This window comes from Kribbella koreensis, from assembly GCF_039525325.1.
GTDB classification, from domain to species: Bacteria; Actinomycetota; Actinomycetes; order Propionibacteriales; family Kribbellaceae; genus Kribbella; species Kribbella koreensis.
Window position 1 is genome coordinate 24,602 of record NZ_BAAAHK010000009.1, and the last position, 22,465, is coordinate 47,066.

20 protein-coding genes are annotated in these 22,465 nt (G+C 67.9%); 6 read left to right on the forward strand and 14 right to left on the reverse strand.

The features are described from left to right. Positions 1 to 350 precede the first annotated feature (350 nt). The 5 genes from kal to kdd are packed head-to-tail and all read right to left on the reverse strand — an operon-like array spanning position 351 to position 5,715. Positions 351 to 740, reverse strand: coding sequence for a 3-aminobutyryl-CoA ammonia lyase (gene kal, locus ABD116_RS19745; protein WP_343971934.1), 390 nt, complete (start codon positions 738 to 740; stop codon positions 351 to 353). Beyond that, on the reverse strand, positions 737 to 1,495 hold the full coding sequence (gene kamE / locus ABD116_RS19750; protein ID WP_343971937.1) for a lysine 5,6-aminomutase subunit beta: 759 nt from the start codon (positions 1,493 to 1,495) through the stop codon (positions 737 to 739). The genes kal and kamE overlap by 4 nt, the downstream gene beginning before the upstream one ends. Next, a complete protein-coding gene (gene kamD, locus ABD116_RS19755) occupies positions 1,492 to 3,060 on the reverse strand; it encodes a lysine 5,6-aminomutase subunit alpha (RefSeq protein WP_425552105.1) in 1,569 nt (522 codons plus the stop codon). Before kamD ends, kamE begins: the two co-directional genes overlap by 4 nt. Then, positions 3,057 to 4,658 (reverse strand): amidohydrolase, encoded by a 1,602-nt coding sequence (locus ABD116_RS19760; protein WP_343971943.1) that lies wholly within the window; start codon positions 4,656 to 4,658, stop codon positions 3,057 to 3,059. Before ABD116_RS19760 ends, kamD begins: the two co-directional genes overlap by 4 nt. A 4-nt stretch (positions 4,659 to 4,662) precedes the next feature. Beyond that, complete coding sequence (gene kdd / locus ABD116_RS19765; protein ID WP_343971946.1) at positions 4,663 to 5,715, reverse strand: L-erythro-3,5-diaminohexanoate dehydrogenase; 1,053 nt, start codon at positions 5,713 to 5,715, stop codon at positions 4,663 to 4,665. Between the two features lie 107 nt (positions 5,716 to 5,822). On the opposite strand from kdd, the gene ABD116_RS19770 reads away from it, so the two are divergent. Then, positions 5,823 to 7,292, forward strand: a complete 1,470-nt coding sequence (locus tag ABD116_RS19770; protein ID WP_343971949.1) for a KamA family radical SAM protein — start codon at positions 5,823 to 5,825, stop codon at positions 7,290 to 7,292. A 60-nt stretch (positions 7,293 to 7,352) separates the two neighbouring features. On the opposite strand, the gene ABD116_RS19775 is transcribed toward ABD116_RS19770, so the two are convergent. The 3 genes from ABD116_RS19775 to ABD116_RS19785 all read right to left on the reverse strand — a co-directional run bounded on the left by ABD116_RS19775 (position 7,353) and on the right by ABD116_RS19785 (position 9,806). Then, positions 7,353 to 8,156, reverse strand: coding sequence for a hypothetical protein (locus ABD116_RS19775; RefSeq protein ID WP_343971952.1), 804 nt, complete (start codon positions 8,154 to 8,156; stop codon positions 7,353 to 7,355). Then, the gene (locus ABD116_RS19780) at positions 8,153 to 8,713 is read right to left on the reverse strand and encodes an RNA polymerase sigma factor (protein ID WP_343971954.1); all 561 of its coding nucleotides are present in this window, start codon (positions 8,711 to 8,713) and stop codon (positions 8,153 to 8,155) included. Before ABD116_RS19780 ends, ABD116_RS19775 begins: the two co-directional genes overlap by 4 nt. A gap of 67 nt (positions 8,714 to 8,780) precedes the next feature. After that, positions 8,781 to 9,806, reverse strand: a complete 1,026-nt coding sequence (locus tag ABD116_RS19785) for a zinc-dependent alcohol dehydrogenase family protein (protein WP_343971956.1) — start codon at positions 9,804 to 9,806, stop codon at positions 8,781 to 8,783. A 100-nt stretch (positions 9,807 to 9,906) separates the two neighbouring features. Here ABD116_RS19785 and ABD116_RS19790 point away from each other — a divergent pair, with 100 nt between their 5' ends. Next, positions 9,907 to 10,245 (forward strand): hypothetical protein, encoded by a 339-nt coding sequence (locus ABD116_RS19790; protein WP_343971958.1) that lies wholly within the window; start codon positions 9,907 to 9,909, stop codon positions 10,243 to 10,245. A gap of 25 nt (positions 10,246 to 10,270) precedes the next feature. Beyond that, a complete protein-coding gene (locus ABD116_RS19795) occupies positions 10,271 to 10,900 on the forward strand; it encodes a class I SAM-dependent DNA methyltransferase (protein ID WP_343971960.1) in 630 nt (209 codons plus the stop codon). Here the strand turns inward: ABD116_RS19795 and ABD116_RS19800 are convergent. Next, positions 10,897 to 11,337, reverse strand: coding sequence for an Lrp/AsnC family transcriptional regulator (locus tag ABD116_RS19800; protein WP_343971963.1), 441 nt, complete (start codon positions 11,335 to 11,337; stop codon positions 10,897 to 10,899). The two genes, ABD116_RS19795 and ABD116_RS19800, sit on opposite strands and share 4 nt — an antisense overlap. A 104-nt stretch (positions 11,338 to 11,441) precedes the next feature. Between ABD116_RS19800 and ABD116_RS19805 the strand changes: the two genes are divergently transcribed. Together ABD116_RS19805 and ABD116_RS19810 are read left to right on the forward strand one after the other, a co-directional pair. Further along, the gene (locus ABD116_RS19805) at positions 11,442 to 12,362 is read left to right on the forward strand and encodes a 5'-3' exonuclease (protein ID WP_343973070.1); all 921 of its coding nucleotides are present in this window, start codon (positions 11,442 to 11,444) and stop codon (positions 12,360 to 12,362) included. Continuing rightward, on the forward strand, positions 12,359 to 13,558 hold the full coding sequence (locus tag ABD116_RS19810) for a M20 metallopeptidase family protein (protein WP_343971966.1): 1,200 nt from the start codon (positions 12,359 to 12,361) through the stop codon (positions 13,556 to 13,558). Before ABD116_RS19805 ends, ABD116_RS19810 begins: the two co-directional genes overlap by 4 nt. Here ABD116_RS19810 and ABD116_RS19815 read toward each other — a convergent pair. The 5 genes from ABD116_RS19815 to ABD116_RS19835 form a co-directional block, all read right to left on the reverse strand. Next, a complete protein-coding gene (locus ABD116_RS19815; protein WP_343971969.1) occupies positions 13,541 to 14,545 on the reverse strand; it encodes a nucleoside hydrolase in 1,005 nt (334 codons plus the stop codon). The genes ABD116_RS19810 and ABD116_RS19815 overlap by 18 nt on opposite strands. Beyond that, on the reverse strand, positions 14,472 to 15,803 hold the full coding sequence (locus ABD116_RS19820) for a hypothetical protein (RefSeq protein WP_343971972.1): 1,332 nt from the start codon (positions 15,801 to 15,803) through the stop codon (positions 14,472 to 14,474). Before ABD116_RS19820 ends, ABD116_RS19815 begins: the two co-directional genes overlap by 74 nt. Before the next feature lie 110 nt (positions 15,804 to 15,913). After that, complete coding sequence (locus ABD116_RS19825) at positions 15,914 to 17,998, reverse strand: ABC transporter ATP-binding protein (protein WP_343971975.1); 2,085 nt, start codon at positions 17,996 to 17,998, stop codon at positions 15,914 to 15,916. Further along, positions 17,995 to 19,728, reverse strand: coding sequence for an ABC transporter ATP-binding protein (locus ABD116_RS19830; protein WP_343971978.1), 1,734 nt, complete (start codon positions 19,726 to 19,728; stop codon positions 17,995 to 17,997). The genes ABD116_RS19825 and ABD116_RS19830 overlap by 4 nt, the downstream gene beginning before the upstream one ends. Next, the gene (locus ABD116_RS19835) at positions 19,728 to 20,330 is read right to left on the reverse strand and encodes a TetR/AcrR family transcriptional regulator (protein WP_343971981.1); all 603 of its coding nucleotides are present in this window, start codon (positions 20,328 to 20,330) and stop codon (positions 19,728 to 19,730) included. Before ABD116_RS19835 ends, ABD116_RS19830 begins: the two co-directional genes overlap by 1 nt. Before the next feature lie 235 nt (positions 20,331 to 20,565). Here ABD116_RS19835 and ABD116_RS19840 point away from each other — a divergent pair, with 235 nt between their 5' ends. After that, entirely contained in the window at positions 20,566 to 22,440 is a 1,875-nt protein-coding gene (locus ABD116_RS19840; RefSeq protein ID WP_343973073.1) for an ABC transporter ATP-binding protein, read from the forward strand. Positions 22,441 to 22,465 lie beyond the last annotated feature (25 nt).

Below are 22,465 nucleotides of genomic sequence, written 5' to 3' on the forward strand. Positions count from 1 at the left end.
GCGAGCCACCCGGTTGTTGTCTACTGGGCGCCGAGCCTCTTCCACCTCTGCCCCGCGGGGGGCTAACCACCAGCGATCTCAGCCCCCGTCGACTCAAGCCTGGCACTGGCCTGGTCAGCGTCGCGGGATCATCCGGTGGCCGAACTTCTTTGAACCGTTGAAAAAACGGGTGGTGACGACTCCCAAAACGATGCTCGTTCGCCGCCGATGTGTCAACCTTTCCGGCGCTGACTTGAAGTCGTTGTAACACATTTGGCTGCCCTGACAGGACAAACGAGCAGCCGCCACCGATGTCACGTTACAGAGCCGTCTCAGCACTCCACGTGATCGTTACCCAGGGCAACTAATCGTCACGCGACCGGTACGACGACGGTCCCGGTTGCGCGTGTGATCACAAGCGGCTCGGCCAGTACTTCGGCCGCCGACTCCGACAGATCCGTGCGGCCACGGCACACCACGGTGGCGACGAACTCCAGCTCGCGGCTGCGGTTGCCGACCCGGGAGATCGTTGCCTTCACCTCCACAACGTCGCCGGCCCGCAACGGCTGCAGGAACTGCACGTCCGAGTAGGAAGCGAAAAGTCCTTCATCTCCGTCGGCCTGGATGCACACCTCGGTCGCGACATCGCCGAACAGGCCGAGGACATAGGCGCCGTCCACCAGGTTGCCGGCGTAGTGCGCGTGGCTGTACGGCACGTAGCGGCGGTGGGTGGCGGTCAGGCCGATAGTTGCCTTGGTCATGCACTTCTCCGAACGGTTGCGTGCTTGCGACGGGTGACGAGCGCATCGACGAGATAGCTGGCGACCTCGCCAGGAGTGGTACCGCGGCCGAAGACCCGGTCGACGCCGAGCTCCGGCGCCATCGCCTCGGTGAAACGGGGGCCACCGGCAACCAATACGGGCCGGGCGTCCTCGGCGTACGCCTCGCGGAAGGCGGCCGACATCTCCTTGGTGTTGAGCACGTGCGCCTCCCGCTGGGTGACGACCTGCGAGACCAGGATCGCGTCGGCCTTCTCCGCCTTGGCGCGACGGACCAGCTCCGGTACGGCGACCTGGGCGCCGAGGTTGACCACCTTCAGCTCCCGGTAGTACTCCAGGCCCTTCTCCCCCGCGAATCCCTTGATGTTCATGATCGCGTCGATGCCGACGGTGTGCGCGTCGGTGCCGATGCAGGCGCCCACGACGGTCAGCCGGCGGCGCAGGCCCTTGCGGATCGCCAGGTTCGCGTCCTTCGGCGTCAGCAGCGGGTAGTCGCGCTCGATCACCTCGACCTTGTCGGTGTCGACGAGGTGGTTCACCGGTCCGTACACGACGAAGAAGGTGAAGTCCGGTCCCATCGGCTTGGCGTGCACGACCAGCGCGGGATCCATCCCCATCTTGTTGGCGAGCTGGATCGCCGCGCCCTCGGCGCGCTTGTCGTGCGGGATCGGCAGCGTGAACGACATCTGCACCATCCCGTCGCCGGTGGTGTCTCCGTACGGCCGGATGATGCTCACTGTGCCTCCTCGAGGAGCTCGATCGCTGGGTTGTAGTACTCGCTCGACCGGCGGGCGACGCCGTCGAGGCCACGGCCGGCGTCCTGCGGGCGCTTCATCAGGCCGAAGGTGCCGTCGCCGATCGCGTTCAGCAGGCCGTCGTCGACGATCCGTTCCAGCAGTTCGACCGACTCCCCCAGGACCTGGCGCGCGCGTTGAGCGATGAAGCCGTTCGGGGACGGGTGGAAGTCCTCGTGAAGGTTGCCTGCGGCACCCAAGACGTAGCGGACGTTCTGCAGGGCGAGGTCACGGTCGGAGATCCACGGAGTGACGACCGCCTCGGTCATCATGCCGACCAGCAGGATGCCCTGGCCGGTCATCGCGCCGACCAGGTTGAAGAAGCCGTCCAGCAGGTAGCCGCGGAAGACGTCGCCGGTCATATGCCGGGTCGGCGGCATCCACTTCAGCGGCGCGTCCGGGAACAGTTGCCGGGCGAGCATCGCGTGTGCGAGCTCGAGGCGGAAGGAGTCGGGGATCTCGGGCGTGATCTCGAAGGCGTGGCCGAGCCCGAGCTGCCAGTCCTCGAGACCTGCCTCCTTGGCGAAGTACTCGTTCAGCAGCTGCGACACCGTCACGGTGTGCGCGGCGTCGACCGCGTCGGCGGTGGTCAGGTAGTTGTCCTCGCCGGTGTTGATGATGATCCCTGCGCGGGCGTGGATCTGGCGGCTGAACCGCTGGTCCACGAAGGTCCGGATCGGGTTGATGTCGCGGAAGAGGATGCCGTACATCGAGTCGTTCAGCATCATGTCCAGCCGCTGCAGACCGGCCAGCGTCGCGATCTCCGGCATGCACAGGCCGGACGCGTAGTTGGTCAGCCGGATGTAGCGTCCGAGCTCTCTCGACGACTCGTCCAGCGCCGCCCGCATCAGGCGGAAGTTCTCCTGCGTCGCATACGTACCGGCGAAGCCCTCGCGGGTCGCACCTTCAGGGACGTAGTCGAGCAGGGACTGTCCGGTCGAGCGGATGACCGCGATGATGTCCGCGCCGGCCCGGGCGGCCGCCTGTGCCTGCGGGATGTCCTCGTAGATGTCGCCGGTGGCGACGATCAGGTAGATCCAGGGCCGCTGCTCCGGGTCGCCGTGCTTCTTGATCAACCGGTCGCGCTCACGCCGCCGCCCGTCGACCAGCTTGAGCCCCGCGGCCGCTGCCTTCCGCGATGCGGCACGCGCTCGTACGGCGTCGCGTCCCTCGGGCAACCGGAAGGTCACCGACCCGGATGCAGCCTTCTGCGCCAGGACGGACAGGTCCTCCGCCTCGCCGCGGAGCAACGCGTCCCAGACCGGCAACGCGAGTCCATGCTCCAGGCCGACGTCGGCCCGGACAGTGTCGGCGAGCCGGTTCACCCACGGGATGCCCTCGGTGTCGGCTCCGGCCAGGCCGGCCAGGCGTAGTACGGCTCGCTCGACGGAGACCGTCGTGTGCTGCTTGGCGATGTTGACGATCGGCCGCCCGGCCTTGCGGGCCAGGCTCCGTGCTTTGCGCACGGTGACCGGGTCGAGGTCGAGCTTCTTCACTGCACGGGTCACGATGACCATCCTTCGGATTCATACACGACACGACCGCCTACTACGGTCCGCCGGCAGGTCGGTACGGGTGCCTCATCACTCAAGTCCGGCAGAACCGGTACGCCGGCGCGCGGGTCGGTCGACCACGCGGCAACCCGGTCGTCCGGGGTCTGCACAACCAGGTCGGCGTCGCTCTCCCAGACCGCATAGGTCGCTGCGGTTCCCGGTGCGAGTACGCCGGCGTCGTCGATGCCCGCCGCTCGCCAGCCGCCTCGGGTGTGAGCGGCGAAGGCGGCTCGGACGGTGATTCGCTGGCCGGGCTCGTGGTGGAAGGCGGCTGCCCGCACCGCTTCCCAGGGGCCGACCTCGGTCACGGGCGAGTCGGATCCGAACGCCAGTACTACGCCCGAGCGGGCCAGCGAACCGAATGGGTTCATGCCCGACCAACGGTCGCCCACGCGTTCGGCGTACATGTCGCTCGGTCCGCCCCAGAGGCGATCGAACATCGGCTGGACGCTGGCGACGACTCCGCAGCGGGCGAGGGTGGCGATGGCCGCGTCGTCGACCATCTCGACGTGTTCGAGCCGGTGCCGTGCGGCCACGAGTGCCTGGACGCCGACCTTCTCGGCAGCCAACTCGAAGCCGCGCGCGATGTTGTCGAGCGCCAGGTCGCCGATGCAGTGGAAGCCTGCCTGGATGTTCTTCTCGGTGCAGGCGATCACGTGCTCGGCGATCTGCTCGGCGGTGAGATAGGCGTGGCCGCGATGATCGGCCAGGTCCTCGTACGGCGCACGCAACGCGGCCGTGCGCGAGCCGAGGGCACCGTCGGCGTTGAGGTCGCCCGCCAAACCGGCCAGGCCGTACGTGGTGACGTTGTCGAAGACGCCGGGCTCGCCCCAGTACAAGGTTGCCGAGAGCCCCAATTCGCCGGCGGCCTGGCGGACGAGCGGCAGCTCCCACAGAGGGCCGATGTGCGGGGCGGCCATCTCGTGGAAGGCGCCGACGCCGCGCTCGGCCATTGCCTTGACTGCTGCGCGCGAATCGGCGAGGCGTTGCTCGGGACCGACCAGCTCGCTCAAGGCGTCGCGGACGTCGTGATGGGCGTCGCGTTCCACTCGGCCGGTGGCGTCGTAGCCGGCCTGGTTCTTCAGGTTCGGAACCGCTGCGGCGAGGGAGGACGAGATGACGCCGGAGTGGCCGTCGACTCTCGAGAGGTAGACGCGCCGGCCGCCGGCGGCGCGGTCCAGTTCTTCGGAGGTCGGCGGGCGGTGCTCGGGCCACTTCGTCTCGTCCCAGCCGGAGCCGTCGATGACGGCGTCCGGTCCGAGGTCGGCGGCGAAGGTGGCGAGGCGGTCGAGGGCTGCGGCGAGGTTCGCCGTACCGGTGAGGTCGAGGCCGGTGAGCAGGGCGCCGGTCTGCGCGGTGTGGATGTGCGCGTCGACGAACGCGGGCGCGACGAGTTTGCCCTGCAGGTCGATGACCTCATCGGCGCCGTTCGCGTAGGAGGCGGCGCTGATGTCGTCGCCGAGCCAGGTGACGACACCGTCGTCGAAGGCGATCGCGGTGGCGTGGGGATCGGCGGGTGAGTAGACGGAACCGTTCGTCAGAAGTGTGCGCACGGGGTTAATCCTCCGCCAGCCTGCCCTCGAACAATTCACGGACACCCGGCTCGTCCCGCAACAGCGTCAGCGCGTACTCCGCGTGGCCGGGAACGTACCCGTTGCCGACCAGCATCGTCACGTCGGCCGCCAGTCCCTCAGCGCCGAGCGCGGCGGCGGAGAAGGAGGTCGCCATCGAGAAGAAGATGACGGTCCCACCGGCCTTCGTCGACAGCACGGCACCGTGCTCGCACCCCGGCACGTCGACACAGACGACCGTCACGTCAGCGGGTCCGCCGGCTTGTTCGACAGCCTTCAAGAGAGCTACCGGGTCACGGGCATCAGCAAGGGCGACGGCGTCGGCCAGGCCGGCCTTCTCGAGCTTGCCGGCCTCGGCCTGGAACGGGACGATGCCGATCGTCCGGGCGGCGCCGGCATCGCGGGCAGCGGCCAGCGAGAGCGAGCCCGACTTACCTGCGCCGCCAATTACTGACACGACAGGCTTTATGCCTTTGTCGACATATGAGCGCACCACGCGAGCGGTCAGCGCGGGTGCTCCACAGACGTCCATGACCGCCAGCGAGAGCTCCGGAACCAGATCGTCCGGGAGCTTCGCGACGATCGACCGGGCGAAGAGAATCGCGTGCCCCTTGGCCGGCACCTGCTCGCTGCGACCGTCCCAGTCCGCCAGCCCGTCGGTGATCTGCAACGGGGTCAGCGTCAGCGACACGAGGGTGGCGACCCGGTCACCCTTGGCGACACCGAGCGGCGACTCCGGGCCGACCTCGTCGACGGTGCCGACGAGCATGCCGCCCGAGCCGGTGACCGGGTTCTGCATCTTGCCGCGCTCGGCGACGATCCGCAGTACGGACTGCTTGACCGCCTCACCGTCGCCGTCGTGCGCCCCGGCCAGCTGCCGGTACGACGCGGCGTCCAGGTTCAGCCGCTCGACCGAGATCCGCACCTCGTCCGGCCAGATCTCCGCCCGCGAATCGAGTCGCTGCGCAGCCTGCGGCAGCACGCCGAGCGGCTCCAGGACCCGGTGCAGACCGACCGGGGAGGCAGTAGTATCCGGCACGAGCGCTCCTTCAAGGGAAATCTTGCGGTGTTCTAATGGATCTACCATAAGTTCTATCGCTATCCTCACATGAGACCGACACCGTCGTTGAGCCCCCAGGAGGACTCGTGACCGATTTGATCAGCCCGGAGCTTGCTGTTGCCGAACAGAACGGGCAGCCGTACGCGTACCGTCGGGCCGACCTGATCGAGCCTGACTGGACCCGGATGCCGGGCTTCAAGGACACCACCGCCGAGGAGTGGCGCTCGGTGCAGTGGCAGCGCTCGCACTGCGTGAAGAACGTGAAGCAGTTGCGTGACGTGATGGGCGACCTGCTCGAGGAGCGCGCCTACGAGGACCTGAGCCGCGACCAGGCCGAGCGCGCGACGATGTCGATGCTGCTGCCGCCGCAGATGCTCAACACGATCGTTCCGGCCGGCGCTGCCGCCGGGCACGACTACACCGAGGCGTTCTACGCCGATCCGGTTCGCCGCTACATGCTGCCGATGTTCAGCGACCGCCGCGCTGACTGGCCGTCCCACCCGCACGCGACGAGGGACTCACTGCATGAGCACGAGATGTGGGCCACGGAGGGGTTGACCCACCGGTACCCGACCAAGGTTCTGGCGGAGATCCTGCCGACGTGCCCGCAGTACTGCGGCCACTGCACGCGGATGGACCTGGTCGGGAACTCGACCCCGGTGATCGAGAAGCTGAAGTTCACCATCAAGCCGCAGCAGCGGCTGGACGACATGCTCGACTACCTGCGCCGCTCCCCCGGCGTCCGCGACGTCGTGGTGTCGGGCGGCGACGTGGCGAACATGCCCTGGCCGCGGCTGGAGTCGTTCCTGACCAGCCTGCTGGAGATCGAGAACATCCGCGACATCCGGCTCGCCACCAAGGCGCTGATGGGGATGCCGCAGCACTGGCTGTCGGACGACGTCCGGGCCGGCGTCGAGCGGGTCGCCCAGCTGGGCCGCAAGCGCGGCGTGATGATCGCGATGCACACCCACGTGAACGCTGCCCAGTCGGTGACGCCGCTGGTGGCCGAGGCGACCAAGGCGATGTTCGAGGCCGGTCTGCGTGACGTCCGCAACCAGGGCGTGCTCATGCGCGGGGTCAACGACTCCGTGCCGCAGTTGCTCGACCTGTGCTTCGCACTCCTCGACGGCGCGACCATCACGCCGTACTACTTCTACATGTGCGACATGATCCCGTTCTCCGAGCACTGGCGGGTCTCCGTCAAGGATGCCCAGCACCTGCAGCACGGGATCCTCGGCTACCTGCCCGGCTTCGCGACTCCCCGCATCGTCTGCGACGTCCCGTACGTCGGTAAGCGCTGGGTGCACCAGTTGTCGGAGTACGACGAGGTCCGCGGCATCTCGTACTGGAAGAAGAACTACCGCACCGGGATCGAGCAGCAGGACCCGGAGGCGTTGAACCGCACCTACGAGTACTACGACCCGATCGACACGCTCCCCGTCGAGGGCCAGGACTGGTGGAAGCAGCACGCGGGCGACTCGCTCGCCCAGGCCGAGAAGCAGGCCGCCGCGTCCCGTGAGGCCGCCGAGGCCCAGAAACTCCTCCAGATCAACTGACCCTCGGCTTTCCGCTGGTGCCGTTCCACAGGGGATGACGGCACCAGCGGAAGGGCACCCTCAGGGCAGCTTCACGGTGGCCGTACTGCCGTCCCGGTAGGTCACCTGCAGCAGTACGCCGACGTCGATGGCATGCTCCATGTCCTTGCCGGGCAACCACAGCACGAAACGGCCCCCAGCCACTGTCCCCTTCACCTTTCCGTGGGTCCGGCTGTTGTAGGAGACCCCGACGACGTCGCGTCCGGCGAGGCCGTCGATGAGCGACAACACTCTTCCGTCCAAGAAGCTGGTCCCGAAACTGTTGACCTGGAGTTCACGACGGCCGGGGTATTCCGTGACCGAACCGGAGGAACCCATGAACCACCGCGAACCAGGCTCGATCCGGTCATCGATGCAGAGGGCGTTCACCCCGCTACGACCGGTCAGTACCACCAGGGACCAAGGCCCGCGCCGCTCCGAGATCGCGACGGTCGCCGCCGACAGGGCGGCCTGCTCGTCCGCATCCATTCCGCCGTACCGGGCACCGCTCTCGACCATCTTGGTGCGGCAGGTCGCCGCAGCCCTCGCGGTGTCCTCCGCCGAGAGGGTGGTTGGGTCGGCAGTCCAGTTGGCGATCGCCTGATCGCCGCCAACCAGCGACGGCACGACGAAAGCGATCGCCGTCGTCGCAGCAACGACGCCGATGGCCGCGCCCAGCCGCCTGCGACTCCGCCACCCCTTCTTCCTTCCTTTACTTGTTTTCAGCGTGGGATCAGTGGCGAGGATGCGCTCGAGGTCGGTCAGCGCACGCGGGCAGTACAGGTCTACGTCTCCGGCGGCCGGGTCGAGGGTCTTCAGGACGGCCAGTTCGTCGATGCGGCTCATGAGGTCTGCCCTTCGGGGATCCCCGCGGCGGCGGGAGCTGTTCGCGGGAGGTGGCCGAGCTGAAGGCGCAAAGCACGCCGGGCGCGGCTGAGGCGTAGCCGGAAGGCCACCGGCGAGATGCCGAGGACCACTGCCGCTTGAGGCGCGGCCAGGTCCTCCAGGACGGACAGCGCGAGCGCCTCCTGGTGGACGGCCGAGAGCTGGTTCCAGGCGGTCTTGAGGTCGAGCTGGGCGGCTACGAGATCGGCATCGCCGCCTGGTGGTGCCACGGTCGTCTCGGCCAGTCGTACGGCGAGTGCTTGCTGACGTTCGGCGCCGCGGCGGGCGTTCAGCATCGTGTGCCGGACGATCCCGAACAGCCACGCGCGGGCATCCAGCGTTCCGTCCGGTACGTCGTCCAGCCGGCGCCAGGCGACCAGGAACGCCTCCGCGACGATGTCGTCGGCGTGCGTGGGATGCGCCCGCCGCCGGGCGAACCGGATCAGGTCCGCGTAGGCCGCCTCGTACAGCGCGGTGAACCGGGCCTCTCGATCGGGACCGCGGGAAGGATTCGTCATGCCCCGTACCTGTCCGGCACGGTGTGGAGTGTGTCGCGCCTCCGCTCAATGATCGCCCGGGGGCGGGTCAGTTGTGGCTGATGATGACTCGGCCGAAGGGGGTGCCGGTGCGGTAGTACTGGAGGGCTTCGGGGAGGTCGTCGAAGGTGAAGACTCGGTCGATGAGTGGGCGCATCGCGGTGGACTCGACGGCGCGGTTGAGCTCGAGGTGCTGGCGGCGGCTGCCTACCGCCATCGGGCGGAGGGTGGCGCCCGAGCGGAAGATCGTTGCTGCTGACAACGGTTCCGCGTTGGCGGCCTTGCCTTGGCTGGCGCCGACCAGGGTGACCTCGCCGCCTTGGGCGACTGCCCTGACGGACTGGTCGAGGACGCCCGCGACGTCGATCACGTGGTCGACGCCGCGCTGGCCGGTGAGGGCCCGGACCTCTTCGGACCAGTTCGGGTTCTTGCTGTAGTCGACGACGGCGTTCGCGCCGAGGGCCTTCAGGCGGTCGGTCTTCGCCGGGCTGGACGAGGTGGCGAAAACGTCTGCGCCCGCCAGCTTCGCGAGCTGGATGGCGAGGAGGCTGACGGCGCCGGTGCCGAGGGTCAGTACGGTCTCCCCTGCTCGAAGGCCCTGGCCGCCCGTCAACGCGTTCCAGGCGGTCAGGCCGATCAGCGGGAGGGCGGCGGCTTCGTCGTACGAGAGGTGCTCGGGGATCGGGACGACGCCGGATTCGGGCAGTACGGCGTACTCGGTGAAGACGCCGTCGAGGGATGAGCCGAGCTGGGCGGCGTACTCGAACTGGAACGGGCCGTCGATCCACTGCGGGAAGACGGAGGCCGCGACGCGTGCGCCGACCTTGACGCGGCGGACCCCATCGCCGAGCGCGACGACCTCGCCGACACCTTCGCAGCCGGCGACGACGCCGGGCGTGATCGGCAGCGGGTAGTCGTTTTCGAGGACCTTCAGTTCACGCAGGCTGAGCGCGCCGGCCCGCATCCGGACCAGCACCTCGCCGGGGCCGGGCTCAGGTATGGGCCGCTGCCTGGTCTCGAGTTCGCCGATCCCCTGGCCCGCGGTCACGTGGTAGCTCTTCATCGTCTCGGTCATGCCCGCAATCCTTCGGCGCGGCGATCTGCGCGGCAATTCCCGGCAGGGAATGGGGCGGAGGCGCTAGTGTCGTCGGACAGGGGAATTGGGGGTGGGTTCGATGGGGTGGTACAGCGTTCGCTGCATCTTCCAGCTGAACGGCATACCGGCGGGGACGGGGCCGGACGAGGGGCCGTACGAGGAGCGGATCACGCTCTGGCGCGCGGACGACTTCGACGCGGCGATCGCACTGGCCGAGAACGAGGCCCTCGACTACATCGAGGACACCGACTGGGCCTACCTCGGCCTGGCCCAGTGCTTCTACCTGGGCGACGACGTCACCCAGATCTTGCAAGGCACCGAGGTCTACTCCCTGATCCGCAGCAGCCCACTCGCCCCCGAGCCCTACCTCGACACCTTCTTCGACACCGGCACCGAGCACCAGCGAGAGGCGGACTAGCCCCTTGGGTGGTTAGCCTCACGGCGTGACCGATCTTCTTGCCGCCACCAGGGCGTCGTACGACGCTGTCGCCGAGAACTACGCGGAGTTCATCGCGGGCAAGCTCGAAGGGCTGCCGATGATGCGGGCGATGCTCGGGGCGTTCGCGGAGCTGGTCGATGGGCCGGTGGCGGAGATCGGGTGCGGGCCGGGCCACATCACGAGCTATCTGGCGTCGCTCGGGGTGGACATCAGCGGGATCGATCTGTCGCCGCGGATGGTGGAGATCGCGCGTACGGCGTACCCGTCGCTGCAGTTCGACGTGGGGTCGATGACGTCGCTCGAGCTGGATGACGGCTCGTTGCGGGGGTTGATCGCGTGGTATTCGATCCATCATCTGCCGCCTGCAGAGCTGCCTGGCGTCTTCGCCGGATTCCACCGGATCCTGTCGCCGGGCGGCCGGTTGCTCATCGGGAGCCACGCGGGCGTGGAGGAACACCGCAAGCCGACCGAGGGCTACGGCGGCATTCCGGTCTCGTACGAGTCGTTCATCCAGCCTGTGGACCGGCTTGTCGAGGTGGTCCGGGACGCCGGGTTCGCGATCACCGCCGAACTGGTCGAGCCTGGGGACAAGCCGGGCCGGCAGTACCTGTCGCTGTTCGCACAGAAGGACTAGAGCGCGGGTGGGCGGCGCTCGTACGGCGTGCTGAGCACGATCGTCGTCGTGGTGGAGACGTTCGCGCGGGCCCGGATGACGGCCAGCAACTGCTCCAGCGCGTACGGCGTCGCGACCCGGACGATCAGGATGTAGCTGGAGTCGCCGGCCACCGAGTAGCAGGACTCGATCTCCGGAACCTCCCGCAGCCGCTCCGGCGAGTCGTCCGGCTGGGATGGGTCGATCGGCCGGATCGAGATCAGCGCGGTCAACGGCAGATCGAGCGCGGTGTGGTCGATGGTTGCCGCATACCCCAAGATGATGCCGCGCTGCTCCAGCCGCTTGACCCGCTGATGCACCGCCGACGTCGACAACCCGGTCGCCTTCCCCAGGTCGGTGAAGCTCATCCGCCCATCAGAAGCGAGCAACGCGACAATCTTGCGATCCAGGTCCTCCATGCGCAGACCTTACTCTGAGAAACCGTTCCCCAGCAGCAGGCGCCCAGCGCCGGCCCGGAGCGGGCCCGGGATGTGAAAGCATCGGCGGCATGGCTGAGAGGTTGATGTTGCTGGATACGGCGTCCCTGTACTTCCGTGCGTTCTTCGGGGTGCCGGACACGATGAAGGCCGCGGACGGTACGCCGACCAACGCGATCCGCGGGCTGCTCGACTTCATCGCGCGGCTGGTGGACAACCATCGGCCGACCCATCTGGTCGCGTGCTGGGACGACAACTGGCGGCCGTCGTGGCGGGTCGCGCTGATTCCGTCGTACAAGGCGCAGCGGGTCGAGTTCGTCGCCACGGGCGGGGTGCAGGTCGAGGACGTGCCGGACCGGCTCGAGGTGCAGGTGCCGTACATCCGCGCCTGCCTCGACGCGCTCGGCATCGCCATCGTCGGCGCGCCCGACCATGAGGCCGACGACGTGATCGGGACGCTCTCGCACCAGGCGACGATGCCGGTCGACGTCGTCACCGGCGACCGCGACCTGTTCCAGTTGATCGACGACTCGCGCGGGATCCGGATCATCTACACCGCGGCGAAGGGGGTCGGCCGGGCGGACGTGTACGACGAGAAGGCGCTGCTCGCGAAGTACGAGATCCCCGCCAACCGGTACGCCGACTACGCGACCCTCCGTGGGGACGCGTCCGACGGGCTGCCCGGCGTCAAGGGGGTCGGCGAGAAGACGGCCGCGTCGCTGGTCACGGCGTACGGGGACCTCGCCGCGATCCGGCTGGCCGCGGCCGACCCGAGTACGCCGATGGCGCCGGGCGTCAAGCGCAAGATCCTCGACGCGAGCGACTACCTCGACGTCGCGCCGAAGGTCGTAGCGGTCGCCAAGGACGCACCGGTGGGCACCTTCGACGCGACGATGCCGACGCAGGTGCACGACCCGGAGAAGTGGCTCGACCTGGTCGAACTGCTCGAGCTCGGCGGCAGCGCCCAGCGCGTGATGTCCGCGCTCAACCTCGGGCCGAAGGCATGAGTCGCACGGTCGAGCTCGCCGGGAAGTACGGCGAGAGCATCATCGACTTGCGTCGTGCTCTGCACCAGGTGCCGGAGTACGACCTCGATCTCCCCAAGACCCAGGGCCTGATCCTGCAGGCGCTCGAGGGTCTCGACCTGGAGATCACACTGGGCAAGGAGCTGTCCTCGGTCACCGCCGTACTACGAGGTGGCGCCGGCCCCGGTCCTGTCGTGCTGCTGCGTGGCGACATGGACGCGCTGCCCGTGACGGAGCGGGTGGACGTGCCGTTCAAGTCGACGCATGCCGGGTTGATGCACGCCTGCGGCCACGACCTGCACGTGGCTGGTCTGGTGGGCGCGGTGAAGATCCTGCACGAGCTGCGCTCCGAGTTGGCCGGCGATGTCATCTTCATGTTCCAGCCGGGTGAGGAGACCACGGGCGGGGCACCGATCATGATCCGCGAGGGCCTGCTGGAGGCGGCCGGGCGGCGCGTCGATTCGGCGTACTGCCTGCATGTCCAGTCGGCGGGCGACCCGCTTGGCGTGTGGAACAGCAAGGCGGGGCCGTTGATGGCGGCCGCTGATCAGCTGAGTGTGCGCGTGGTCGGCGCCGGTGCGCACGGCTCGGAGCCTTATCGCGGCAAGGACCCGATCCCGGTGCTGTGCGAGATCGTCGGCGCGCTGCAGACGATGGTGACCCGGCAGTTCGACGTGTTCGACCCGATCGTGCTGACGGTCGGCAAGATCGCCGGCGGCACCAAGGAGAACATCATTCCCGACGATGCGTTCTTCGACGCGACCATCCGCAGCTTCTCGGTCGAGGCGCAGGCGAAGGTCCAGGAGTCGAGCGTCCGGCTGGTCGAGCACATCGCCGCGGCCCACGGCTTGACCGTCGAGGCGAACTACCGCGTCGGCTACCCGGTCACCGTCAACGACGAAGCGGAGTACGTCTTCGCCCGCCAGGCGATCGTCGACCTGTTCGGCCACGACCGCTTCCGCGAACGCGCCCACGCCGAGTGCGGCGCCGAAGACATGTCCTACGTCCTCAACGAGGTCCCCGGCGCCTACGTCAACCTCAGCGCCTGCGCCGCCCCCGACCCCGAAACGGCAGCCGACAACCACTCCCCCTTGGCCGACTTCGACGACTCCGTCCTCCCCGACGCCGCCGCCCTCCTGGCCGAACTGGCAGTACGCCGCCTAGCCCGGGGCGTGTAATGCGGCGTCGAGCCAGTTCATGAATGCCGGGTAGTCGACGCTGGTTGACATGGTGATCTCGGTACCCGGCTCGCTTCGGCTCATCCGGCCGATCTCGTCGAGGGTGACTCGCTCGCGGGCGAAGCGGATACCTGGCCAGAGCATCGCGGCTGCGAGCGTCAGGCCGTCGTGCTGCATCGATCCCGGGTACCGCTCCATCCAGCGATCGGAATGCGCTCGCAGGATCCGCGCCCACAGTGGTGCGTCCAGATCCGTCCAGCGCTGGTAGATCGTGGTCTCCGGGGTGATCTCGATCGCCGGATTGAACGTCACGTCGGACACGACAAATGTCGGCTGCCAAGGCTCGAGGACCGGCAGCATCCGAACCACCGCGCCCACGTCGACCCGGAAGTTGTGCTCGGCCCGCGATGGATCCCGGTAGACGATCGCCCCACCCATCTGCGTCACCACCAGGCGAGCAACCAGCTCCGGCCGCTCCGCCTGCAGCGTCGCCAGGTTCGACAACGGCCCCATTCCAACCCATCGAATCGGCCCCGCCGTGGCGTCACAGACCTCAGCCACCGCTGCGACCACCGAGCCGTCCTGCTTCGGCACATCCGGCGGAAACAACCCATCCACGAAGTACAACCGGCTGTTCCCCAGATCCGATCCGGCGACCACCTTCACATCCGCCCGCCCCACCACATCGAGCAGATGCCTGACAAACCGAGCCCGCTCTCCACCGAACTCGTCACTAGTGATCACCAGCTTCAACTCCGGCACCCTCCGGGCCGCGGCCACCAACGCCACCGCGTCATCCGGATCGCCGCCGGCATCGGTATCGATGATCATCGGCGCGCGCGAGATGGCTGCCGGCCCTACCGCGGGCGGAGGCCCGCCCTCGATCAGCGCGTCGGCGACCTCACCGAACTCCTCAAAGCTCTCGCCCAGCCCCGCGAGCGCCATCCACTCGCCGCCCGGACCCCGGTCGCTCCGGCTGCCGCCCATCCATACCTCCGCGTGGTTGTGCTGAGCTGAGAACATTCTGTACGAAGACCCGCTTGTCATCGTCGCTGCCACAGCGGTCGTAGGCGGCCCAGATCGCGGCGCCATCGGCGGCCGGCGCCCGCACACTGTCCAGCGTCCGCTGCAGCAGCTCGGCATGCTGCTTGTCGCCGCGACGGACGAACGAGTCGAGAAACTCCTTCAGCCGCGGATCGGTCTCGCCGCCGCTGATCCATGCCCTGATCTCGGCACGGTACCGGAGCGCGTCGTGCTCCAGGCGAGGGCGGTACTCCCGGCCCGCGTCCCGAGCCGAGGCAGCATCCTGCGCACGGCCGGCGACCGCCAGGAGGTTCACCACCTTCACGCCCTCCCGTACCCGCAATCCCTGAAGCCGCGCAGAGATGCGTCCTCGACTCAAGCCCGTGAGTAGCTCGGGAGCGTTGCGTTGCCCCGTCTGCGCGGGCCCTCCTGCGCCGATCCGCACCGGACTGGTCATCGGGCCGTCGAACTGCTCCTCGATGCTGTTGATCGCAAGCTGATGCGCGAAAGTCTTCGACTCGTCCGCCGGCAACACGTAGAACGGTTTACCCTGCCGCGTCTGCGCCGCGCTCAGATGCACCTCGTAGCCCTTCTTGCTGCCCGGATGCGGATCATGCGGCGACTCCCCCAGAAACGCGTACCTGCCGTTGAAGGTCGTCTCCGGATACGTTGCCGAGAGCAACTCTTGCACGGTGCCCTTGAAACTGGTGTCGAACACGGTGACCCGGCTGTCCGGCCGGCCCACCGGAATCCGATGCCGCTGCAGGTAGTCGCTCAGCACTCGCAAGCCACCGACCGTGTCCGCCGGATCGACCCGGGAGGCGACCCGCCGAAAGCCCTGGACCTGCGGAAACTCCCGCCCGAGGTGATGCTCGAGATCCTGCAGCGCGTTCTCCACCAACGCGCGCGACACGACGATGTTCGAGCAGTGTCGCCGGAAGAAGCGTCCGTCGAGGCGTGCCATGGCGATCGCGAGACTGTGCCCGTCTCGCCCGAGAGCGACAACCCGGTCGGTACGCCGGGAGCCGATGTCTGACCGTAGATCGGCCAGCATGTCGTCGGCGACCCTGACGATCAGGGCCGCCGGAAGATCGTACGCAACGTTGTAGGCGTCACGCAGGGTTTGGATGTCGCCGTCATCGACTATGCCCAGCTTCGCGGCGACGCGGCGGGCTGCCAGGTCGCCGCGGTCGGAGGTGGATTCCCCGGGTTCCATCGCCATGCCTCAAGTACCTCATGGATGGCGACACCGCGTCGGGAGTTATCCACAGGGCCGGCCGCCCTGGGCGGGGACGCCGAGCCGGCATCCCCGCCCAGAAAGGCCAGGCTCGGTCAGGGTGTGAAGTTCTCCTCGGTTTCGTCTTCGTCCCAGCGGGCCGGGGGGCCGGCGGGGACCGGGGCCGGGATGGCGGCCAGTTCGTCGTCGAGTTTGGCGACCGCGCCGCTGAACTGGGCGTTGTAGAGGCGGGCGTAGGCGCCGTCGACGGCCAGGAGCTGGGCGTGGGTGCCTTGTTCGACGATGGAGCCGTTCTCCATCACCAGGATCAGGTCCGCGTCGCGGATGGTGGAGAGGCGGTGGGCGATCACGAAGCTGGTGCGGTCGGAGCGCAGGGCGGCCATGGCGCGTTGGACCAGGACCTCCGTGCGGGTGTCGACCGAGCTGGTGGCCTCGTCGAGGATGAGCAGTTGCGGGTCGGACAGGAAGGCGCGGGCGATGGTGAGGAGCTGCTTCTCTCCGGCGCTGACGTTGCTGCCTTCCTCGTCGATGACCGTGTCGTAGCCGTCCGGCAGGCTGTGCACGAAGCGGTCGACGTACGTCGCCTTGGCGGCGGCGAGCATGTCCTCCTCGGTCGCGTTCAGGTTGCCGTACAGGATGTTGTCCCGGATCGTGCCGCCGAACAGCCAGGTGTCCTGCAGCACCATCCCGATCCGCCGGCGCAGGTCGTGCCGGGTCAGCTCGGTGATGTCGACGCCGTCGAGCGTGATCCGGCCGCCGTTCAGCTCGTAGAACCGCATGATCAGGTTGACCAGTGTGGTCTTGCCGGCGCCGGTCGGGCCGACGATCGCGACGGTCTGGCCCGGTTCGGCGACCAGGCTCAGGTCGGTGATCAGCGGCTTGTCCGCGGAGTACGAGAACGACACGTGCTCGAACTCGACCCGGCCATGCGAGTCGTTCAGCTTGGCCGGAACCTTGTCCTCCGGCACCTGCTCCACGGCGTCCAGTACTTCGAACACCCGCTCGGCCGACGCGACGCCGGACTGCAGCAGGTTCGCCATCGACGCCACCTGGGTGAGCGGCTGGGTGAACTGACGGGAGTACTGGATGAACGCCTGGACGTCGCCCAGCGACATCGAGCCGTTGGCGACCCGCAGCCCGCCGAGCACCGCGATCACCACGTAGTTCAGGTTCCCGATGAACATCATCGTCGGCATGATCAGGCCGGAGATGAACTGCGCCCCGAACGAGGCCTGGTACAGCTCCTCGTTCTTCTGCGCGAAGCTCGCCTCGATCTCCTTCTGCCGGCCGAACACCTTGACCAGCTCGTGGCCGGTGAAGGCTTCCTCGATCTGGCCGTTCAGCGCGCCGGTGTGCCGCCACTGGGCGACGAACCGGCCCTGTGAACGCTTCGCGATGACAGCGGTCAGGATCATCGAGATCGGCACCGTGACGAGCGCGATCAGGGCCAGTACCGGCGAGATCACGAACATCAGCGTGATCACGCCGATCACCGTCAGCAGTGAGGTGAGCAACTGGCTCAGCGTCTGCTGCAGGCTGGTCGAGATGTTGTCGATGTCGTTGGTGACCCGGCTCAGCAGCTCACCGCGGGGCGCGCCGTCGAAGTAGCTCAGCGGCAGCCGGTTGAGCTTGTCCTCCACCTCGGAGCGCAGCTCGAACACGGTCCGCTGGACCACGCCGTTCAGGATGAAGCCCTGCATCCACGACAGCAGGAACGAGCCGACGTACAGGGCCAGCACCAGCATCAACACGTTGCGCAGGGCATCGAAGTCGATCCCGACGCCGGGGATCAGGTCGATCCCGCCGAGCAGGTCGGCCTTCCGGTTGTCGCCGGAGGCGCGGAGCTGGTCGATCAGCTGTTGCTTGGTCTGCTCCTTGGGCAGCAGCTTGCCGATCGCGCCGGCGAAGATGATGTCGGTGGCGCGACCGAGGATCTTCGGCCCGATCACCGACAGCCCGACGCTGGCGATCGCCAGCAGGATCACCCCGCCCACCTGCAGCCGGTGCGGCCGCAGCCGCCGGAGCAGCCGCTTGGCGGACGGGACGAAGTTCATCGACTTGTCCCCCGGGATGCCGCCGGGAGGTCCGAAGGCGCGCCCGGTCGTCGGGCGCTCGGTCGCCTTGACCGTCTCGGCCGGCTGGTCCTCGCCGGGGGTCTCTACCACGGTCTGATCGGTCATGCTGCTTCCTCCGCGGACCGCTGGGACTCCACGATCTCGACGTACGTCGGACAAGTCTGGAGTAGTTCCTGATGGCTGCCCTTGCCGACGATCGCGCCGTCCTCGAGCACGACGATCTGATCGGCGTCGATGATCGTGGACACCCGCTGCGCGACGATCACCACGCACGCCTCGGCGGTGACCGGTCGCAGCGCGGCCCGGAGCCGGGCGTCGGTGGACAGGTCGAGCGCCGAGAACGAGTCGTCGAACAGGTAGATCTCGGGCTTGCGGACGAGCGCCCGGGCGATCGCCAGCCGCTGCCGCTGACCACCGGACACGTTCGTCCCGCCCTGCGAGATCGGCGCCTCGAGGCCGAGGGCCATCGACTCGACGAAGTCCTTGCCCTGGGCGATCTCCAGCGCCTCCCAGAGCTCCTCGTCGGTGGCGTCGGGGTTGCCGTAGCGCAGGTTGCTCGCGACGGTGCCGGAGAACAGGTACGGACGTTGCGGGACCAGTCCGATCCGCTCCCACAGCGCCTCGGGCTCGATGTCGCGGACGTCGATGCCGTCGACCAGCACCCGCCCGTCAGTGGCGTCGAACAGGCGCGGTACCAGCGAGAGCAGAGTCGTCTTGCCCGCACCGGTGCTGCCGATGATGGCCGTCGTCTGGCCCGGCGACGCGGTGAAGGTGACGTCTCGTAGTACGGGCTCGGCCGCGCCCGGGTACTGGAAGGTCGCGTCGTCGAAGACCAGCTCGCCGTGGCCGATGAAGTTCTTGATCGGCGTGACCGGTGGGCGGACCGAGGACTCAGTGTCCAGTACTTCGGTGATCCGGTCCGCGCAGACGGCGGCGCGCGGCACCATGATCAGCACGAAGGTCGCCATCATCACCGAGAACAGGATCTGGATCAGGTAGCTGATGAACGCGGTCAGCTGACCGACCAGCATCGCGCCGCTCTCCACCCGGGACGCGCCGAACCAGAGCACCGCGACGGTGGACATGTTCAGGATCAGCATCACGACCGGGAAGACCAGCGCCATCAGCCGGCCGGCCGAGATGGCGGTGTTGGTGACGTTGGTGTTGGCCTCGCCGAAGCGCTGCGTCTCGTGCGGCTCGCGGACGAAGGCCCGGACCACCCGGATGCCGGAGATCTGCTCGCGCAGCACCCGGTTGACCGAGTCGATGTTGACCTGCATCTTGCGGAACTGCGGCACCATCCGGCTGGCGATCAGCCCGATCGACGCCGCCAGCAAGGGGACGGCGACGGCCACCAGCCAGGACAGGCCGGCGTCCTCGCGGACCGCCATGAAGATGCCGCCGATCATCGTGATCGGCGCCGCGACCAGCATCGTGCAGGTCGTAACGACCAGCATCTGTACCTGGGTGACGTCGTTCGTACTCCGCGAGATCAGCGTCGGCGCACCGAACTGGTTGACCTCACGGGCCGAGAACTCGCCGACCCGGTGGAACACCGCCGCGCGGACGTCACGGCCGAACAGGGCGGCCGTCTTCGCGCCGAAGTAGACGGCCGCGACCGTACAGATGATCTGCGCCAGGCTGATGCCCAGCATCCAGCCGCCGTTGCGGACGATGTAGCCGGTATCGCCCTTGGCGACCCCGTTGTCGATGATCTTGCCGTTCAGGCTGGGCAGGTAGAGAGAGGCGACCGTCCCGATCAACTGCAGGACGACCACCATGGACAGGTTGCCGGCGTACGGCCGTAAGTGCGTACGCAACAGGCGAAGTAGCATCAGCGGTCCCCGGGTTCGTGGATGCGGACACCGTCGAGCGCGAAGTCGACGATCTCCTCGGCGGTCATGGTCCGACCGTCCGAAATCAGTGGGTGGGTGGCGGCGAACGTCATCAGCCGCAGCCGGTGGACGACCTCGTCGGGCGTCAGCCGCAACTGGTCGGCGTCGGGTTTCAGCAGGTCGGCGAAGGCGGCGTCGGCGCGCAGACCGTCGGCGCGCGCCTTGTCCCGCTCCTCGGGCGCGCCCTTCCAGTCCGGCCGTTGGTGCATCCGCATCGCCATGAAGAGCTTGAAGACCTTGCTCAGCCGGCTCTGCGAGATCTCGACGGCGGCGATCATCCGCTCCCGCAGCGGCAGCAGCCGGTCGACCCCGGCCAGCTCCGCCAGGAACGGCTCGACGTCGAACGCGGTCTTGAAGGTGGCGTCGATGAGCGCGTCCTTGCTGCCGAAGGCGCGGAAGATCGTGCCTTCCGCGACGCCGGCCGCCTCGGCGATCTGCCGGGTGCTGACATCGACGCCGTACTTCTCCAGCAAGGGCATGGTCGCCGCGACGATGGCCGCGCGGCGCTCGTCGGGGGGCAACGGGGTTGCTCGTGGACTCACCCGATCGACACTAACTGAGTGAGCACTCACTCACAACTGCATTAATCCGGTGTCGACGCCTTGTGCCGGATGGTTAGACTCGGCCAGGTATTTTCGTACGGCATACTGGATCTACAGGGGCGGGGAGCTTGACCTCTAGCAATGTTGAGGTTCTACGGTTCGAAACTGTCGGTGGTCGGGAGGATCATCGTCCTTCTCAAGTCCTCGACACCGGAGCCACACCGTGAGTATGGAAATGACCGCGTGGAACTCGATGTACCACGCCATGCACGCCCAGGACGAGAAACGTCCGTTCTCCAAGGTGACGCTGAAGCGGATCCTCGCCTTCGCCCGCCCGCACCGGCGGCAACTGATCCTGTTCCTGGTGCTGAGCATCGGCGCGGCGATCCTCGCGGTGGCCACTCCGGTGCTCGCCGGCAAGGTCGTCAACGCGATCGTCGGCGGCAAGGAGTTCGGTCTGGTACTACGGCTGGCGATCCTGATCGCGCTGATCGCGGTCGCCGAGGCGGGCGTCGGGCTGCTGACCAGGTGGTTGTCGGCCGGCATCGGCGAGGGACTGATCCTCGACCTGCGGACGGCTGTCTTCGACCACATCCAGAAGATGCCGATCGCCTTCTTCACCCGGACCCGGACAGGTGCCCTGGTGTCGCGGCTCAACAACGACGTGATCGGGGCGCAGCGCGCGTTCAGCGACACGCTGTCCGGCGTGGTCAGCAATCTGGTGACCTTGGTGCTGACGCTGGTCGTGATGCTCGGGGTCTCGTGGCAGATCACTTTGCTGGCGCTGGTCATCCTGCCGGTCTTCGTCATTCCGGCGCGCCGGATCGGGGCGCGGCTGGCGGGGCTGCAACGCGAGGCGGCCGACTACAACGCGACGATGAGCACGCAGATGACCGAGCGGTTCTCGGCGCCGGGGGCGACGCTGGTCAAGCTGTTCGGGCGGCCGGCCCGGGAGTCGCACGAGTTCGCCGTACGGGCGCGGCGGGTGCGGGACATCGGCGTACGGACCGCGATGGTGCAGTGGGTGTTCGTGACCTCGTTGACGCTGGTCTCGGCGCTTGCGCTGGCGGTCGTCTACGGGCTGGGCGGGTTCTATGCGCTGCGCAATCAGCTCGACGCCGGTGACGTGGTGGCGATGGCCTTGCTGCTGACCCGGCTCTACTCCCCCTTGACCGCGCTGGCGAGTGCGCGGCTCGAGGTGATGACCGCTCTGGTCAGCTTCGAGCGGGTCTTCGAGGTGCTGGATCTCGAGCCGTTGATCAAGGACAAGCCGGATGCCGGTGTGGTGCCCGCCGGGCCGGTGTCGGTGGAGTTCTCCAAGGTGCGGTTCGCTTATCCGTCAGCGGACAAGGTGTCGCTGGCTTCGCTGGAAGAGGTGGCGAAGCTGGATACACGGGGTGGCGAGGAAGTACTGCATGAAGTGTCGTTCCGGGCCGAGCCGGGACAGATGGTGGCGCTGGTCGGATCGTCCGGCGCCGGCAAGTCGACGATCGCCCAGCTGATCCCCCGGTTGTACGACGTGGACTCGGGGTCGGTGAAGCTCGGTGGAGTGGACGTGCGTGACCTGACGGCGGAGTCCCTGCGAGACACGCTCGGGATGGTGACGCAGGACGGGCACCTGTTCCACGACACTCTCCGGGAGAACCTGCTGCTCGCCAATCCCGAGGCGTCCGAGGACGACCTGTGGGAGGCGTTGCGCCGGGCCCGGCTCTACGACTTGATCCACGCGTTGCCGGACCAACTGGAGACGGTCGTCGGTGAGCGGGGCTACCGGTTCTCCGGCGGTGAGCGGCAGCGGTTGACGATTGCTCGGTTGCTGCTGGCGCAGCCGCGGGTCGTGATTCTGGATGAGGCGACTGCGGCGCTGGACTCGACGTCGGAGGCCGCCGTGCAGGCTGCTCTGGCGGAGGCGCTCGACGGGCGGACGGCGGTGGTGATCGCGCACCGGCTCTCCACGATCCGGGCGGCCGATCAGATCCTGGTGATCGAGGCGGGGGAGATCGTCGAGCAAGGCACGCACACCGAGCTGCTTGCCGCTGGTGGGCGGTACGAGGAACTGCACCGGACACAATTCGAGCAAGCCGGAGATGTTCCGGTCGTCGCGGTCTGATCCAAACAGTTACTGCAGATAAGGG

Excerpts from the sequence above, each read along its gene's own strand:
- ABD116_RS19780 (WP_343971954.1), bottom strand. The coding sequence starts at position 8,713 with ATGACGAATCCTTCCCGCGGTCCCGATCGAGAGGCCCGGTTCACCGCG.
- ABD116_RS19825 (WP_343971975.1), bottom strand. The coding sequence starts at position 17,998 with ATGACCGATCAGACCGTGGTAGAGACCCCCGGCGAGGACCAGCCGGCC.
- ABD116_RS19790 (WP_343971958.1), top strand. The coding sequence starts at position 9,907 with ATGGGGTGGTACAGCGTTCGCTGCATCTTCCAGCTGAACGGCATACCG.
- kal (WP_343971934.1), bottom strand. The coding sequence starts at position 740 with ATGACCAAGGCAACTATCGGCCTGACCGCCACCCACCGCCGCTACGTG.
- ABD116_RS19775 (WP_343971952.1), bottom strand. The coding sequence starts at position 8,156 with ATGAGCCGCATCGACGAACTGGCCGTCCTGAAGACCCTCGACCCGGCC.
- ABD116_RS19820 (WP_343971972.1), bottom strand. The coding sequence starts at position 15,803 with ATGGCGATGGAACCCGGGGAATCCACCTCCGACCGCGGCGACCTGGCA.
- ABD116_RS19840 (WP_343973073.1), top strand. The coding sequence starts at position 20,566 with ATGACCGCGTGGAACTCGATGTACCACGCCATGCACGCCCAGGACGAG.
- ABD116_RS19830 (WP_343971978.1), bottom strand. The coding sequence starts at position 19,728 with ATGCTACTTCGCCTGTTGCGTACGCACTTACGGCCGTACGCCGGCAAC.
- ABD116_RS19815 (WP_343971969.1), bottom strand. The coding sequence starts at position 14,545 with ATGGGCGGCAGCCGGAGCGACCGGGGTCCGGGCGGCGAGTGGATGGCG.
- ABD116_RS19805 (WP_343973070.1), top strand. The coding sequence starts at position 11,442 with ATGTTGCTGGATACGGCGTCCCTGTACTTCCGTGCGTTCTTCGGGGTG.
- ABD116_RS19800 (WP_343971963.1), bottom strand. The coding sequence starts at position 11,337 with ATGGAGGACCTGGATCGCAAGATTGTCGCGTTGCTCGCTTCTGATGGG.
- ABD116_RS19810 (WP_343971966.1), top strand. The coding sequence starts at position 12,359 with ATGAGTCGCACGGTCGAGCTCGCCGGGAAGTACGGCGAGAGCATCATC.
- ABD116_RS19785 (WP_343971956.1), bottom strand. The coding sequence starts at position 9,806 with ATGACCGAGACGATGAAGAGCTACCACGTGACCGCGGGCCAGGGGATC.